Origin of the sequence: Cohnella hashimotonis (genome assembly GCF_030014955.1) — a bacterium.
Classification (GTDB): Bacteria; Bacillota; Bacilli; order Paenibacillales; family Paenibacillaceae; genus Cohnella; species Cohnella hashimotonis.
The window spans coordinates 5,624,000-5,640,771 of the sequence record NZ_JAGRPV010000001.1; the positions used below are offsets into that span (position 1 = coordinate 5,624,000).

Sequence of the window (16,772 nt, forward strand, 5' to 3'; positions counted from 1 at the left end):
ATGCATTCCAGTTTTAATCCCGAAGCAGGAGTCAAAGCTTCATTTTTACGGCCGATTCCCGTCCAAGACCGCTGGTGCGTGCACAGCTACTATACCGTCAGCCCGTATGCGCCGGACGGTTCCGGCAGGCTGCTGATTGCGGGCGGCGATCTCGCGGGAGGAACAGGCGAAGCGCTCGTGTTGGACGCGGAAAGGCGGGTTATCGACCGGTTCGGCCGTACGCCGCTTCATTCGGGCTTTTACCATACGGGGCTATGGCAGACGTGGAGCCCCGACGGGCAATACGTATATTATCAATCCGGCTCGCTGGAACGGCCGCGGATCGTTCGCCGCCATCTGCGTTCGGGAGAGGAGCTCGCGATCGACGGCGATATGGAAGGCGCACCGCCCTTGGGCGAGCCGCTGATTTCCGGCCTGATGGGCATGCTGTATGCTGCGGGCTACGGCTATGGCCGCTTTCAGCCAGCGCTTGCGCCGGTACCTTTTTTGCATCGCCGCGAGCATGGGCTTTTCCGCTACGCGTTCGAGCCCAAGCAAGCCGCTCTGGCGCTGAGCGTCGCGGACGTGCTGGACCGGCACCCGGAACGTGCGCGAATCCTGGAGAGCGAGCGAGAGCTGCAACGGCGGCTTGGCTTCGAAGAAGGCTTGACGCTGATGTGCTATTGCGTGCGTTGGAGCCCGGGTGGCGGCAGACTGCTGTTCTACTTCGGCAATCACTGCGTTAATAGCGGCCGCGGAGAGCCTAGACTGGCTTACATCTTTACGGCCGACCGCGAGCTCCGCGACGTGCGGCTGGCCATCGATCTGAGCTATGAACGCTCCGGCGTCCACTGGTCCTGGCATCCGGACGGCGAACGCCTCGTCGGTTACGGACCGGACCCGGCCGACCCGACGCGCATGTGCCTGGCCGAGGTGCGCTACGACGGAAGCGGCTATCGGAAAATCAGCGAGCATCACAGCGGCGGACATCCGAGCGTCTCGCCTGCCGACCGCAATCTGCTCGTCACCGACGAGAGCGGCATTCCGGGCACCGTACTGTTCATCGACGTTCGCACGGGCGGGGTCATCCGCCGCTTGTCGCTTCCCCGCGTGTTCGGGGACACGGAGCCTCGCGGCAGGAATCGCTACCGCGTCTGCCATCATCCCGTATTTTCGCCCGACGGCCGCAAGCTGCTCGTCAACACGCTGCCGGGCGACCTTGCCGCGGTTTGCGAAGTCGACGTAGCCGAGGCGTTGGCATGAGCTGGTGGACGCTAATCGACGGCGGTTACAGCATGCCTGCCAGACGCACTTTGGGGCAACGCCTCGCATGCCGCGCCGGACATTGGTTGGCGTCCCGCCATTCCGGAGCGACCGTTCATCCGACCTGCCTGATCAGCCCGGAAGCGCGCATCCATCCGCGCGAGGGCGTCATAAGCATCGGCGAGCAATCGTCGATCGCGCTTGGCGTCCTGCTGCAGGGCAGCGTCACCATCGGCCGGCGTTGCTCGGTTCAAGCCTATTCGAACATCGTCGGCTACGGGACGGCGGACCGTCCCGACGGCCTGATCACGATCGGCGACGACGTGCGGATCGCCTCGCACGCGGTCATCGTCGCCGGCAACCACCGGTTCGAGGACTCGGATCGGCCGATTAGGACGCAGGGTATCGAATTTGCGCCGATCACAATCGAGAATGACGTCTGGATAGCGGGACGCGTGAATATCACGGCAGGCGTGACGGTCGGACGCGGCTCCGTGATCGGAGGCGGGTCCGTCGTCACCAGGGATATCCCGCCTTACAGCATCGCCGTGGGCGTACCGGCCAGGGTGATCGGACACCGCTCCGCGCAAGAACAGCCCGACTCCGGGCATAAATAAGAGGCCGCCAGCGTCTTCATAGAGTCTCCTCCCTCGTTTGCTGATGGAGGGGACTTTTTCGTTGTCGGGAGGCTTCGCGATGTGGTTAGATCCGTGAGGAAACGATCAGTCAGTTCCAAGAAGCCGCTCAGCATCGACTAGGACTTATGTAATAATTTACATAGGTATAAAAGATTAATATGCTGAAAATTTAAGTAAAAATTAAGCAAATCTATTACTTTTGGCTTTTTTAATTTCGATAAAAGATTGTCGGTAACTTGGATAAGGAGGGAATTTTATACGCGAAAGGCAATCATTGAGCGGCGATTGCGACCATAGACGTAGGTCCTAGAAAAAGAAACGCAATCGAGCCGAAACGGACCCAGATGCAAATTATACAACAGGAGCGGAGTTTAGTGAAGAAACTGCTTAAAATGTCCTTTTTCTCCAAAAACTTAATTTTGTCCTTTATTAACATTATCCTCATCGGAGCGGCGCTGATCACCTCCGCATACATGGTTGAAAAGAACATTCTGATCGACCAGCTGCGCGGCCAAATCAAGGTCGTCACGGAAAACTGGGCCAAGGGCATCGAAGCGGACAAGATCCGGCAGGCGATGGCCGAAAAAAGCTATAAAGACCCCGTTCAAACGGAACTGACCGCTTATCTGGACCAGGTCAACAAAAACAATCCGAACATCGCCCAAGCATACGTCTTTGGCACCGAACTGACGAACGGCAACCAAACGTCGATCGCCGCGATGCCGACCAGCCTCGTGACGGCGTTCGAAGAAGCGAAGCTGAACGTCGGGGACATGTACGAGCAGCCGAAGATCGTCGCCGACGCGCTCTCCCATATGCTTCACACCGGGAAGCCCACCTTCACGACCATCTATTCCGACAGCTTCGGCACCTGGACGACGATCGCATATCCGATCAAAGACGCCGACGGAAGCACCTTCGCTTATTTCGCCGTCGACGTGGATGCCAGCGCAGTCTCCAAAGGCCTTGGCAAGCTGCTGACCTACGGCATCACCATCCTTCTCATTCTGCTCGCCGTCATTCTGTTGATCCAGTTCATCGTCGCCCGCCGCATGATGAGACCGATCAAGGAATTGATCCGGGGCATCGAGCAAGTGAGCCAGGGCAATCTGGACGTGAAGCTGCAGGCGGGAAAGAGCGATCTCGGCATGCTGAACGACAAGTTCAACGATATGGTCGGCCGGATCAACGATACGATCGCAAAGGTCCAGCAAACGTCCCTCGCGTTGACCTCCTCCGCCAGATCGCTTCACGCCGTCTCGGAGCAAAATGATGCCAGCATGAACACGATGACCGCCAACATGCAGGAAATTACCGTAAGCGTCGTGACCCAGGAGCAGGCCGCAAGCGACGGGGCCAAGGCGATGGCCGAGATGGCCAACGTGATCCAAAACATCGCCGCCAACTCCTCCCAGGTCGCGGACGAAGCGACCGAGATGGAGAAGCTCTCCCTCGAGGGCAACAAGGTCGTCCGGCAGGTGTCCGATCAAATGGGGCAAATCGAGCAATTCGTCTCTCGTACGACGAATGCGGTCCAGCTGCTGGAGGGCCGGTCCCAGGAAATCGAGAACATCGTCGCGATCATCACGGGCATCTCGAGCCAGACCAACCTGCTCGCGCTCAATGCGGCTATCGAAGCGGCACGGGTCGGCGAGTACGGCGCGGGCTTCGCCGTCGTAGCGCACGAAGTCCGCAAGCTCGCGGAGGCCTCGGCGCAGTCGGCCAACCAGATCACCGAGCTGATCAAGGAAATCCAGACCGAGATCGCCGTTGCCGCCGCCGCCATGGAGCAAGGCACGAACGAGGTCCGGATCGGCAAGGAGGTCGCCTCCGACGCGGAGCGGATGTTCGCCGGCATTCTGAACGCCACGAACAACGTCGCGCTCCAAATCCAGGAGGTGTCCAGCTCGACCGAGCAGATGTCTGCCGGCACTGAGGAATTGACCGCCACCTCGGCGGAGCTGTCGGCATCCGCCGGCAAGACCGCTGCGAACAGCGCCAAAATCAACGAATCGATCGCCGACCAGAAGGAATCGATGCGGGCCATCGTCGAATCCTCGACGGGGTTGGCCGCGATGTCCGCCGAGCTGCAGCAGTTGGTCGAACGCTTCAAGGTTCAACGTTAAAACGTTTCGTTTTCGACAGCTTCATATACGCACTCTTCCGGATCCAACCGAGACGCACTCAATTCTCTGGGATGGGGTGCGTCTCCATTCTAGCAATGGAGGCAACAAAAAAATGGCTTTGAATCGTTCTGCAATCGACCGGTCTCCCACGCGCCAATCGCAACCGCCGGTTCTCTTGCTGCCGATGGACTTCTCCCGTCATACCCGCACTTATGCTTACGCTACGACCGTGTACGTTTTAAACGAACCATTAACCCGGATGCTCCGGGAATCAAGAAGGGAGGGAAATCACGATATCGCCTTGCTTGCGGCCGTCTACTTCGCATGGATCTGCCGCCTGTCGGGCGAGCGGGAGATTGCGGCGGATATCGCGACGGCGGCGGGCGACGCGCCCGTGCTCGTCGACGCGGCTGCGGCCAGGACGTTCGGCGATCTGCGCGACGCCGTTCACCGCAGCTTGATCGCGCCGGAGCCGCCGTTCGACGGCAAATGCGAGTCCCGCTTTTCCGTCGGCTTCCCGCTTCGCGCGGAGCATGAGCTGCTTAATTGGCAGCTCCGCGAGCGCGAAGACGGCTGGGTCGTCATCGTCGAATACGATACGTCTCTCTTCCGCGAAGCGACGGTCGGCCGCTACATCCGGTACTATGCGGCCCTGCTGGAAGCTGCGCTTGCGGACTCGTCAGCGAGCTTCGCAGGGGTCGACCTGCTGACGGAGGAAGATGCCGCGGTCTATGCGGCGCTGAACGCGACGGAGGCCAATTACGATCGGGACGCGACCATTCACGGCATGATCGAGAAGGCAGCGGCACGCTATCCGGACAAGACGGCGGTCTCCTCGGCAGAAGGCAAATGGACGTACCGGCAGTTGAACGAGCAGGCGAACCGAACGGCCCGCATGCTGATGGACCGCGGCCTTCGCAAAGGCGAATTCGTCACGATCCTGATGGAGCGCAGCGCGGAGCTGATCGCGAGCCTGCTCGGCATCCTGAAGGCCGGCGGCGTATACGTCCCCGTCGATCCCGAGCATCCCGAAGAGCGGAATCGTTATATCGTGGAGGATACGGGGTCGGCGTTCGTGCTGACAAAAGGCAAATACCTGTCTGTCGCGGAACGGTTGTGCGGGGGCATCGGGACGGTCAAGGCCATCGTGGACGTCGAGGCGGGATTTCCTGCATATGACGGCACGGCCAATCCAGAAGCGGGCGCCGGCCCGCACGATCTCGCGTACGTCATTTATACGTCGGGCTCGACAGGCCGGCCGAAGGGCGCGCTCATCGCGCACGAAGGCGTCGTCAACCTGGGGGAATCGGTCCGCAAGGATTGCCGGATCGGGCCTGACGACGTGCTGACCCAATTTGCGACGTACAGCTTCGACGCTTCCGTATGGGATACGATCGGCGCGTTATTTTACGGTGCCGAGCTGTACCTGCTGTCCCCTGCCGAGCGGATGTCGGTCGAAGACTTCGCCGAGGCGGTCGAGCGGACGGGGACGACGATCGTCGCGATATTGCCGACGGTGTTTTTCAATCAGCTGTCCGCTTATTTGTCCGAAGAGGGTTACCGAAAGCTGTCCCGCGTCCACTTGATCACGGTAGCCGGCGAAGCGCTGTACGGGGAGCAGGTGCGCGCCTTCCAGAGAAAATTCAAAGACGCTATCGCGATCGTGAACGTGTACGGGCCGACCGAGTGCACCGTCTGCACGACGACCCATACGATCAAGGATTACATCCCGGACGATCTGGCGAACGTGCCGATCGGACGGCCGATCGGCAATTACAAGGTTTACATCGTCAACGAAGAGAATCGGCTGTGCCCGGTCAACGTCCACGGGGAAGTGCTTATCTCCACCGTGGGCCTGGCGAAGGGCTACCTGAATCAGCCGGACAAGACCAGGGAAGCGTTCGTCCCGAATCCGTTCGAGCCGGGCAAGCTGATCTATAAGTCCGGGGACTTCGCAAAACTGCTGCCGGACGGCACGATCGAGTATGTCGGCCGCCGGGATTCGCAGATCAAGATTCGCGGGCACCGGATCGAGATCGGGGAGATCGAGGATGCTTTTGCCAAGATTCCGAACGTACAGAACATTGCCGTCGTGCCGAAAAAAGAGAAGGACGGCCAGAACATGCTCGTCGGCTTCTTCACCTCAAAGGACGGAGAACGGGTGTTCGCCGCCGACATCAAGCATCTGCTAGGCGAAAAGCTGCCTGCCTACTTCGTGCCGAAGCAGATCGTCCAGCTGACGGACATGCCGCTGTCTCCGACCGGCAAGATCGACCGCAAGAAGCTCGCCGGATACGAGCTGCAGGAAGAATCGAAGCGCGACGACGAAAGCTTTGCGCCGCCGGTCAACGAAACCCAGGCCGCCATCGCGGCCGCCTGGCAGGATGCGCTCGGCCTGGGCAGAGTCGGCATCCGCGACGATTTCTTCGAGATCGGCGGCGATTCCCTGGCGATTATCCGGGTGCTCGTCCCGCTTAAGCCGCGGTTCCCGGATATCGGCATCAACGACTTTTTTGAATGCCGGACGATCGAGAAGCTGGCCGAACGCGCGGATCGAATGAGCGCCGGCGGCGGCGCACCCCGCAAGGCGTACGTCGGGGGCGAGGTCGTCCCGCTGGTGGAGCATCCCGCCGTTTTGGGGCAACCGTCTGCGGTGCCGGCATACGAACGGCGTCATGAGCGGCCGTCTGCCATATTGCTGACCGGAGCGACCGGTTATCTCGGCGCCTATCTGCTCTACGAACTGCTCGTCCAGAGCGAGGCCAAGGTGATCTGCCTCGCACGCTCGAGCGGCGCGGACTCGGCGCAGTTCCGCATTCAGAAGACGCTTGTGCATTATTTCGGCGACTCGGCGCTCGATCTGCTAGACGGTCGCGTCTATGTCGTGGAGGGAGACCTGTCGCAGCCCGGGCTGGGGCTGTCGCCGGCGGACGCGCATTTCGTCGGCGAGAATGTGGACGCAATCCTGCACAGCGCCGCGGACGTGCGGCATTTCGGGGACGCGGATCAGTTCGACAAATCGAACGTCCTCGCGACCCGCCATTTGATCGAGCTGGCCGAGGGATCGGACCGCAGCGTGAGGTTTCACCATATCTCGACCCTCGGCATTCCGGAAGATCTGGCGCTGAGCGGGCAGTGGGAAGAACAGCTTGGGCGTACCGCGTTCGAAGCGGGTCTGAAGGTCGACAATCTGTACACGCAGAGCAAGCTCGAAGCGGAACGGTGGCTCATGGCCGCGGCGGACCGCGGTCTGGCAGTCAGCATCTACCGGGCGGGCAACCTGTCCTGCCATGCGGAGAGCGGCAGATTCCAGCAGAATATCGACAACAACGCGTTCTACCGCATGATCAAAGCGATGCTGCTGCTTAGCAAAGCGCCGAAAGCGCACTGGGACGTCGACTTCACCCCGATCGATTATGCGGGCAAGTCCATCGTGCATCTGGTGCTGCGTCCCGACACCGCGGGACGGCTGTTCCACATCTGCAATCCGGAACCGATTCGCTACGACCGGATGATCGGGATGCTGGCGGCGCTCGGTTACCCGGTGGAGACGCTCGACTTCGCGGATTATTCGAAGTGGCTGTTCGATACGGCAATACCCAAGGATCCGGAAGCCGTGAAGCTGGCGATCGCCCAGTTGGAGGGCGACGGCGCCAAGGATTCCGATTACCGTTACGGCTGCCCGGCCACCTCCTCGTTCCTGGACGGGACGGACATCCGCTGCGCGCCGGCGGATGAGCGCTATCTTCGCAAGATGATCGATTATGCCGTTTCGATCGGCTATTTTCCGGCGCCGAAGACGCTCCTGCAAACGGAGCTGCAAGGCGGGACGGCGGGGGTTTAGCTGCCCATAGATTAGAAAAAGGGTTACCCTTAACCAGCGCGGTTTGCTGGCGGGGGTAACCCTTTAGATATGTCATGCCCGTTTTAATTGCTATAATAGGTGTGATCCCAAGCTTGGGAGAGTCATTTTTGAGAAAGGGGATATGTAATGGACCGCGCAGAAGTCTGGGCTCTCATTTCATTATTAATATCCATTATTCTGATGATCAGACTCATCGGCCTGCACGCCCGCTTGAATGAGCTCAAATACGATATTGCCCGTCTGGAAGGCAGACCGGAGGCATATCCCGCTGCCAAGCAGGCTGCCGTCGATTCCCCCGCCTCGCCCCCCTTAAGTCCGATGGAGCTAACCTCCGAGTTGGAGGAGCGGCTGCAGCATTTGGTGACAGGCGGCAAGCGGATCGAGGCAATCAAGGTATTGCGGGAAGCTACAGGTCTCTCGCTGAAGGGTGCCAAAGATTACGTTGATACGATGCGACCGTAGCGTTCCCTTCACTCCGCATCGAAATGATGCGCCGCGACGACGAAAGCCAATCATCTCGCCGGAGCGCAACCGGAGAAGGCTCCCAGGTTGCCGCCTGAACGCACAACGGACCGCGCCCCCCTCGGGAGCCCCGCAGGAGCGATGTGCGATCGGACGACGCTCCCCCCGTGCGAGATTTGCCTACTTGAGGCATAACAAACGAAAACCTGCAAATTTACATCCTTTTTCGTGTATGACAAACCTTGATCGAGAAAAGATGCGAATCTGCAGGCTTTTCTCTCTTTTCCTTTGGAATTTCGGGCTTCACAGTTAAATGCCTGCTGATTTGCAGGCATTTCCGCTTAAGCTCGTCAAACCGGCTAAAAGCCTGCACGTATGCAGGCTTTTATTTAGGAATGCCGCGATTAAAGTACACGACGCGCGGTCACGTAGTGCGTCGACCAGAAGCCCGAGTTGATCGAGCTGATCAGGAGCCCGTCGACGGACGGAGTGTCGTGGATGACCTGGCCGTTGCCCATGTAGATGCCGACGTGATTAATGACGCCGTTATTGCTGCCGATCGTATCGAAGAATACGAGATCGCCCTTGGCCAAGTTGCTCCTGCTCACGAACGAACCGGCAGTCTTCTGCGACTTCGTGCCCCACTTCAGATCGACGCCGATCTTGGCAAAGACGAACTGGGTGAAGGCCGAGCAGTCGAAGATCAACTTGGATGGATTGCGCGTGCCGTAATCGTAGCTGACGCGGCCCATGTAGCTCTTCGCGATAGCGATGACCTGATCGGCCTTCGCGCTTCCGCCTCCGCCGGCTGAAGGGGCCGTGCCTCCGCCGCTGCTGCCGCCTCCAACATAATTCGTATATTCGCTGCTGGACGAGATATAACCGGAGTTACCTTTCTGATCGAATACATGCAGCCAGTAGCTGTTCGCTTGACCGACGACATGGACCGATTCGCCTTTGCCGATCATCCGGATCACGCCGGAACCAGCCGACGCACTAACCCGCAGGTTAACGCCATATTTGATCTTCGTATTATAGTAGGTGGCGGCGGACGCCTTGGGTGCGGATACAGCTTGTCCGGCCGTAACGACTCCCAGGCCGATCGCGGCGCAAAGGCCGACAGCGATTACCCGACGCATAAATGCAGGCTTGGTTTTAGACATGTGAGTTCCTCCCGAGATGTATGTATGTTTGTGTGTGCCTCGGAACCCACGATATCACATTTGAAACAGCCTAAAGTTTACCACGAAGGAAAAAAACGCCGATGTATCATAAAATTTCGTTATTTATTAAAATATGTTGAGAAATTTCTCATCAACCTACCTCTATATCCATATTATTCTCATGCATGACCATCGCTCAACCCGGCAACTCGTCCGCTTCTGCCCCCCACATACGAATATAGCGCAGTCTTGGGCTATATTCGCAGGTCTCGAGCCCCCCGCTCGCTCGCCGCTTCCCCTGCACACGGAAATAACTCAATTTTGCGCTATACTCGCAGGTCTCGAACCACCCACTCGCCCGCCGCTTTCTCCCGCACACGGAAATAACTCAATTTTGCGCTATACTCGCAGGTCTCGAGCCCCCCGCCCTCTCTTTAGATGGTCAAAAAAAGTGAAAGGGTATACGGTCGCGGTTGAGCGAATACTTTCGAATTTTACGATGCTCAGCGTTTATGGGCGAGATGAACTGCTTGTCTACGAGCAACCTGAGGTACTTACCCGCAGTATTTTTGCTCACGCCGGCGGCGGGAGCTACCTGCGAAGGTCCGAATCCCCCCGTCATTCTGGATATGCAGGCAAGTATCCTTTGTTCGGTCGCACATAGTTGGTTGAAGAGCTCGATATGAGCGCCGCCCGCGCTGCCGAGCAACTGCTGCAGCAGTTGCTCGCATTTTCGCGGTTTGTCTCGGAGCATTAGAAAAGGGAACCGCAGGACGAGCCAGTGGTCGAGCACAAGGTAATTCTGACGCATAAGCTCGTCCTCGAATTCGTCGGCGGAGAGGTGAAGCCGATGGGGGCCGCGCCCGTCCAGCTCAATGGCGATGCGAAGTCCGTTCGTTATATAAACGAAGTCAATATAGCGATATCCATCCTTATAATCGACGATTTCATACTCGGGGATAAGTCCCGTCAGCGAGCGGAAAGCAGGCCACCACACGAAGCGGAGAAAGAACAACGAAGCGTGCGATAAACCGCCGGCAAGCCTGATGCGACAGCGACTCGAGGTTTTCCTGAGAACCTGTCTCCACCACGTCGCAAAAGCTGCCTCGAAAGCAAGTTGACTATGCGCATCCAGTTCGCCTGCGGCAGCGTTAATTGAAAGCTGTTGCAGCATGGCGCTCACTGCGCTAAGACGGCGCGAGGATACTTTTCCCATCTCCAATTCCCCCTTAAAAATATAAAAAGCCGCCCGAGCCGCGAATCTCTAGATTCGCTGCACGAACGGCGTGTGCTTCACACCTATATGAATTTACTCTAGCGGATCGAGGAGAAATACGCAAGTTTCTCGCTTCAACCGAAGCATGCGAAAATACGCAATTTGCGATATAGGGGAAGCGGCGGGCAGTCAATGCAAGCGCAGCTGCAGCAGACGGTCCACCATGACAGCCGCCTGCGCCCGGTTGGCGGTGCCGCGGGGTGCGAAACTGCCGTCGGGCATTCCGTCAACGACGCCCTTGCGATGCAGCGCAGCGACAGCTTCCATGGCGTAGTCTGCGATCGCGCTACCGTCCGCGAAGCCAGGGGTCTCTCCGTCAGCTGCGCCGAGATCGTAGCCGGCTGCGAGCAGCGCCCGGTGCGTCATGACCGCCATATCCTGGCGGTTGATCTTGTCCTGGCCGCCGAAGGTGCCGTCGCTTTTGCCAAGGACGATGCCTGCTTGATAAGCTGCCGCAGCGGCGTTTGCATACCAGGCATCCGTCTTGATGTCGGTAAAAGGCGATCCGACAGAGGCATCTCCAGGCTTCAGATCGAGCGCCCGCACGAGCATCTGTGCGAACTCGGCACGCGTGACCGCTCGCTTCGGCGCGAAGAAAACTTCAGAAGCGCCTGCTGCGTCGCTCGAGACATTCGGGTCGCTTAAGGCACTCGAGCCGCTAGCGTCGTTGCCATTGCGGCCATTTGCGCCGTTCACGATGCCCCGCGCCGCCAGCGCGAGAATGCTGTCCGTCGCCCAAGGCGCCAGACGTTCGTCGGCGAAGCGTACCTGTACCGGCGCTGCAGCATACAGGCTGAAATGGCTTGCATCGAACGTAACGTTGCCCGCGGCCGGATCGTAGCGGCCGTTCTTGATAACTTCAAGTTCGCCGTTATCGGATACAGCATAGATCACGACCTGGCCTGGACGGATGCCGGGCTCCTGCGCATAAGGTATCGCTACCCGAACTTTCCTGTCCGCGCCGAACGCGGCGATTCGCGTCCCGGCTGCACGCAGCGTGAAGTCGTAAATCGGCCGTTCGCCGATCTTCCCGCGGACTTCCCCGGACAGCGCGGCGGCATCCTTCAGACTCACGCTCAGCTCGACGTCCCCTGCGAGGCCCGCTTCTTCGAACAACGAGAGCGGCAGCGTAAAGTCGGCAAGTCCCGTGTTTATCCGAATTTCTCGCACGCCTGCCTCGTCCGCGGATTTCACCTGTGCGAGCGGCAATTGGACGGCCATGCTCTTCGTGCCGGCCGGCATTCGAACGTTGAACGCGATGCGTCCTTCCTTCACGTCCTTCAGCGCTTCCGCAAATGCCGCCGCGCTTACGCTCGCCGTCGCATTGCCGTTGGCATCCGTCGTCACGGCGATCGGATCGGCGCCGGTCTGCGTTCCCGGATTCGTCCCCGTCACCGGTCCGTTCGTACCGTCATCCGGCTTGGGCCCGGCGGTCTCCGCGAGCTTCAGGACGCCGAGTCTGGAGGTGTTCGCGTAGGACTGTCCGGTCGGGTCGTTCCAGGTGAATACGCTGTCCCGCGTCCCGCCGTCCTGATCGTTATTGACCTGCAGATCGAAGCCGATCAACGTGCCTGGGGCAGGCGATATCGTGTCAAGGGCGATCGCAGCCTCCACGGCATATCCGCCCTCCACAAGCTTCGTGGCAGAGATATAGTTGTCGTCTCTCGCATGCCCGCCGACCGTTTTCGCATTTTTGTAGCTGATGCGATACTGACCGTCGTCATCTTCGTAAGCAGCCGTCTTGCCATTATTTTGATCGACGAAAATCTCCAGCGAATCCTGTTCCCAGGCGTTCGCGATGACATCGCTCAGCTGAGCGTCCGTCACGACCGCGTAAACGTACAAGTACTGCGCATCCCACAGCGTGCGGAACTCGGCCTTCGCGGCCGCGCCGCCCTGCTGCTCGACGACGACGTCCGTCCGGTAGGCGGGCGCCGCGGACCAGATGCCGTCGGGTTCGCCGTCGATGACGGGCGTGCCGCGCAGCGCCGTGCCGATCCGGGTGGCCTCGATATACGTCAGCACGCCGTAGCCCAGGCTGTCGCCGTCCTGCGAGCTGCGCGGATCGCTCCAGGAGACGATCACCCCGTTGCCGCCCTGCTCCGTACCATCGTTAATCCCCTTGTCGGTCACGCGCACGTCGAATTTCACCTGTTTACCAAGCGCTCCATCCACTGGAATCGCCGTCTCCAGCACGTATCCGTCAGCAGTCTCCACGATGGACGAATGACCGCGCGGGAAGGCTAGCTTGCGGATGCGGCCGTCGTCGACGAACAGCTCGACCTGATCCGTCGGCGTATCGGTAAGGTCCCGGACCGCAACGCGAACGTACAGTTGCTGCGCGTCCCATAGCGTCTTCACCTCGGCGTCCAGCGTACCGAGGCTCTCCGTATACATCGCCGGAACGGTCTGCCACGCTTGATCAGCGGTGTTCGCAGGCGAGCCCTGCGCCGTGTTCGCGGCTTTTGCCGTGAGCGGCAGCTTGGACGGATTCAGCGTTTTCACCGCTTCGATCATGCCCCAGTAAGCATACTTGGCCTGATGCCGCTTATCGAACGGGAAAGGCGCGTCCTGACGGGTCGTACCGCGATTATGCAGCCACGTATAGTCGTCCGCGACGCCCCACAGCGTTACGTTGCTGATCCAGCCCTCGGGATTGCCCGCGGCCTTGCCCGCCTCGTCGAGCTGGACCAGCTCCTTGAACAGCTCCTTGTAACGGTAGCCCTGCTTGACCAGAATATCCTCCGGAATCGGCTCGTAGCTCGTGCTGTTGTTCGTGTAAACCGATACGTCCAGCTCGGTCAGCTGGTTGTCGAAGCCGGCTTCGGCGAACTTGCGGATCGAATCGGAAATCTGCTGGACTGACGGCCCGCTGATGTTAATGTGCGTCTGATGCCCGACGCCGTCGATCGGAACGCCTTCAGCTCTCAGCGTCGTCGCCAGGCTGTAGAGAAAGTCCCGCTTTTTCGGATCGTGCGTGTTGTAGTCGTTAATGTACAGCTTGGCGTCCGGAAGCTCGCGGCGCGCGACGGTAAATGCCGTCTTGATAAAATCCGTGCCGGTCAGCCGGAACCACTCGCTCCGCCGCATGCCGTCCGGCTGGCCTTCGTCGATCACTTCGTTGACCACGTCGACGGACTGGATCTGAACGCCGAGCGCTTTGAAATGCCGCGCTACCGTCTCGATATAGGTCGTCAGCCGGTTTAACACGAGCGTCTTGTTCTCCGGGGTCGCGGCCAGCGGCTGGCCTGCCTCGTCCTTGAACATCCACTCGGCGGCCTGCGAATGCCAGGCGAGCGTATGCAAGCGGAAGTCCAGGCCGTGATCCTTGGCATACAGCGCGATCTTGTCCGCCGAAGTCCAGTTCCAAACGCCCTCGGACGGGTCCAACGATGCGGGCTTCGTGGAGTTCTCGGCCACGATCGAGCTGTAGTGGAAATCGACCAGCGCCTTGGCGTCGCCCTCGATCTGCGCCGGCTCCACCGCCGCGCCTATCTTGAACGAATCCGCGTAGACGTTCTTCAGCGCGTCGATATCCGTCTGGATCGGCAGCGGTCCGGCCACCGGCCCGATGTAGGTCAGCGCAAAGTCGTCGAGGTAAAAGGAACGTTCGCCGCCGATATTGTCGGCCGCTTCGACGTAAGCCCGCAGCACGGACGGCGTCGTCGCCACCGTAAACGTGCCGCTTAGCTGCGTCCAGCCGTCCGCGGTCACGTTAGCGTTGGCGGAGACGTTCGTGAACGCGCTGTCGCCGGACTGCACGGAAATCCGCAGTGCCGTCGGCGACTGCCCCGGCGCCATGCGCACCCAGGCAGACAAGTTATATTTATAGCCCTTGTGCATCTTGCCCATCACGTCCAGCAGCGGGCCGTCGTACTGTTGGGAGACGGTCGTGAGCAGGCTGCGCGAGCCGCCTTCCGTATGGTTGGCCGCATCGGTCGCGGCGATATTTCCGTCGCCGAACCGGCGTACCCAATCGCCTTGACCGTCCTCGAAGTCGGCCAGCACGCCGCTCTGATCGAGCTCGCCTTCACCAGGCTCGCCCTCGCCGGGCGTGACGTCTTTTACGACGACCTCGTCGATATAGAAATCCGCTACGGATGTGGAGCTCGTCGCCGATTCGATCCAAATGCGCAGCTCAGACGTATTCGCCGGCACCTCGAAGCTTTTCACCTCGAAAGTCGTCCAGCCTTCGGCGCTTACGTCCCGGTCCCCCGCAAGCCACGGATACTGATTATCCAACAGCGGCGATGCGACCTTGGACGCGAGATGCAGCGTATCGGTTCCCTCGCCCAGCTTCACCTTCAGCGACAGGTCGTACGTACGCCCGGACTGCATAAGGCTCGTCAGATTCAACGTCGGGCTGCTTGCCCGCGATCCGCGTCCGCTGAACTTGAGCGCATGCGTCCCGTCCGACGCCGTATCCGCGGACACGCCGATCGTCCCGGTGCCGCCCCAGCTCAGATTTTCCCAGCCGCCCGGCTGCCCGTCCTCGAAGCTCTGGGACAGCACGACGGTGCCCGATACCGGTCCAGGCTCCGCCGGCGGCGTCGGTCCGCCGATCTTGGACGCGAACGTCGCGAGCGTGTCGCCCGCCAGCACCATCTCGCGTCCAAGCGCGAGCTTGTCGTCGGACGGCCGCGTGATGCCGTCGCCCACCTTGAACGCCAGCTCGATACCCGCGTCCGCCGCCGCCTGCGCGACATCCGCGTTGAAGGCGCCGTTCGGGTAAGCGAGCAGACGCGGCTTTTCGCCCGTCAGACTCTCCAGAAACGCGCCTCCTGCCGCGATATCGGCCTGCGCAGCCGCTTTGTCCATTTTGGTCAGATCGCCGTGCGTCTTCGTGTGGTTTTCCAGGTCAAGATTGGAATCCGCCGCGAGCGCGGCTAATTGCGCGTTCGTCATCCCGTATTTGCCTTCGCCGATCCAATCGGCCACGATGAAGAGCGTCGCCTTCATGCCGTATTGTTTCAGAACAGGCCAAGCATTGCTATAAAAATCGGGCGTGCCGTCGTCGAAGGTCAGCAGGACGGGCCGCTCCGGGGGCGCCAGGTCGCCGCGGATCATCTCTTCGTACTGCTGCGCGGACAGCGTCGTATAGCCGTTGTCAGACAGGTACTTCATCTGCTTTTTGAAAAGGTCGAGCGTCGTCTGGTAATCGTTGCCCGATTCGGCGATCGCGTTCACCTTGTGGTAGAGAACGACGGGGATCTTCGCCGACGGCGCCGGCTCCCCGGCCGGCAGCGACACGAGCTTGACCGCAAAAGTGTCCACATAATAGTCGACCGTCGCGCTGTCGGTAGACTGCACGTACACCTGGTAGCCGGAGGCGCGCGCGTCGACCGTCATCCGGCCCTGAAGCGGCACCCAATCCGCAGCCGTAACCGGCTTGGCGTCGATTTTGGCATAGGCGCCGGCGTCGCCTTGCGGCAGTCCCTGCTGGTTAATCGTCAGCTCGACCGTCGCCGATCCTGCCGGCGTATCCTCCTTTAGCTTGGCGTAGATGGAAAAGTCGTACGTCGCGCCGGGCACGAGCGCGTTCGCGTTGACGCCCGGTCCGTTCCACGTCGCCGAGCGGCCGGTCGCGAGCAGGCTGCCCGCTCCGCTCTGCGCGGCCGCCGTCGACTGCGCGACGGTCTCGGTCCCGCGCTTGAACCAGCCGTCCGTGCCCGTATCGAAGCCGGCGCTCATCACCGTGTCTCCCACGGCGGCCGCGGCCGCTTGGCCTGCGCCCAAGCCGGTCGGCACCGCGATCGCGATGCCGAGCAGCAGGGCGAGAACGGGCTTGACTCTTATTTTCCACATCCAGGCATTCCCCCTTGAACGTTGTTCCGGATTCGCAAGCGGTACATGTACGGCCGGCAGCATCAACGAAGAAAACCGGCCTCGCAATGTAAGCGCTTCATAGTCGCTTGCGTTTCTTCATTATGCAATTTCCGCCAGCAGGGTCGTACCCGGCAAACTATGGGATTTACTATGAAAAATAAAGATTCTCGCCTT

Annotated in this window: 8 protein-coding genes; 5 read left to right on the forward strand and 3 right to left on the reverse strand. The window is 60.1% G+C overall.

All coding sequences use genetic code 11. The features are described 5' to 3' along the window. From KB449_RS22725 to KB449_RS22745, 5 genes are all read left to right on the forward strand, one after another. The gene (locus tag KB449_RS22725) at window positions 1–1,242 is read left to right on the forward strand and encodes a hypothetical protein (RefSeq protein WP_282910532.1); all 1,242 of its coding nucleotides are present in this window, start codon (window positions 1–3) and stop codon (window positions 1,240–1,242) included. Next, window positions 1,239–1,859 (forward strand): acyltransferase, encoded by a 621-nt coding sequence (locus KB449_RS36575; RefSeq protein ID WP_350356240.1) that lies wholly within the window; start codon window positions 1,239–1,241, stop codon window positions 1,857–1,859. Before KB449_RS22725 ends, KB449_RS36575 begins: the two co-directional genes overlap by 4 nt. A gap of 395 nt (window positions 1,860–2,254) precedes the next feature. After that, a complete protein-coding gene (locus tag KB449_RS22735) occupies window positions 2,255–4,006 on the forward strand; it encodes a methyl-accepting chemotaxis protein (protein ID WP_282910533.1) in 1,752 nt (583 codons plus the stop codon). 112 nt (window positions 4,007–4,118) lie between these two features. Next, window positions 4,119–7,850: a non-ribosomal peptide synthetase gene (locus KB449_RS22740; RefSeq protein ID WP_282910534.1), complete on the forward strand. Its 3,732-nt coding sequence runs from the start codon at window positions 4,119–4,121 to the stop codon at window positions 7,848–7,850. A 147-nt stretch (window positions 7,851–7,997) separates the two neighbouring features. After that, window positions 7,998–8,333: a ribosomal protein L7/L12 gene (locus KB449_RS22745; protein ID WP_282910535.1), complete on the forward strand. Its 336-nt coding sequence runs from the start codon at window positions 7,998–8,000 to the stop codon at window positions 8,331–8,333. A 404-nt stretch (window positions 8,334–8,737) separates the two neighbouring features. Here the strand turns inward: KB449_RS22745 and KB449_RS22750 are convergent, their stop codons facing one another. The 3 genes from KB449_RS22750 to KB449_RS22760 form a co-directional block, all read right to left on the reverse strand. Continuing rightward, window positions 8,738–9,496, reverse strand: coding sequence for a C40 family peptidase (locus KB449_RS22750; protein ID WP_282910536.1), 759 nt, complete (start codon window positions 9,494–9,496; stop codon window positions 8,738–8,740). A gap of 442 nt (window positions 9,497–9,938) precedes the next feature. Further along, window positions 9,939–10,712, reverse strand: coding sequence for a DNA-binding response regulator (locus KB449_RS22755; protein ID WP_282910537.1), 774 nt, complete (start codon window positions 10,710–10,712; stop codon window positions 9,939–9,941). Window positions 10,713–10,901: 189 nt separating this feature from the next. Continuing rightward, window positions 10,902–16,577 carry an endo-1,4-beta-xylanase gene (locus tag KB449_RS22760; RefSeq protein ID WP_282910538.1) on the reverse strand — a complete coding sequence of 1,892 codons (5,676 nt, stop codon included), beginning with the start codon at window positions 16,575–16,577 and terminating at the stop codon, window positions 10,902–10,904. Between the last annotated feature and the right edge of the window lie 195 nt (window positions 16,578–16,772).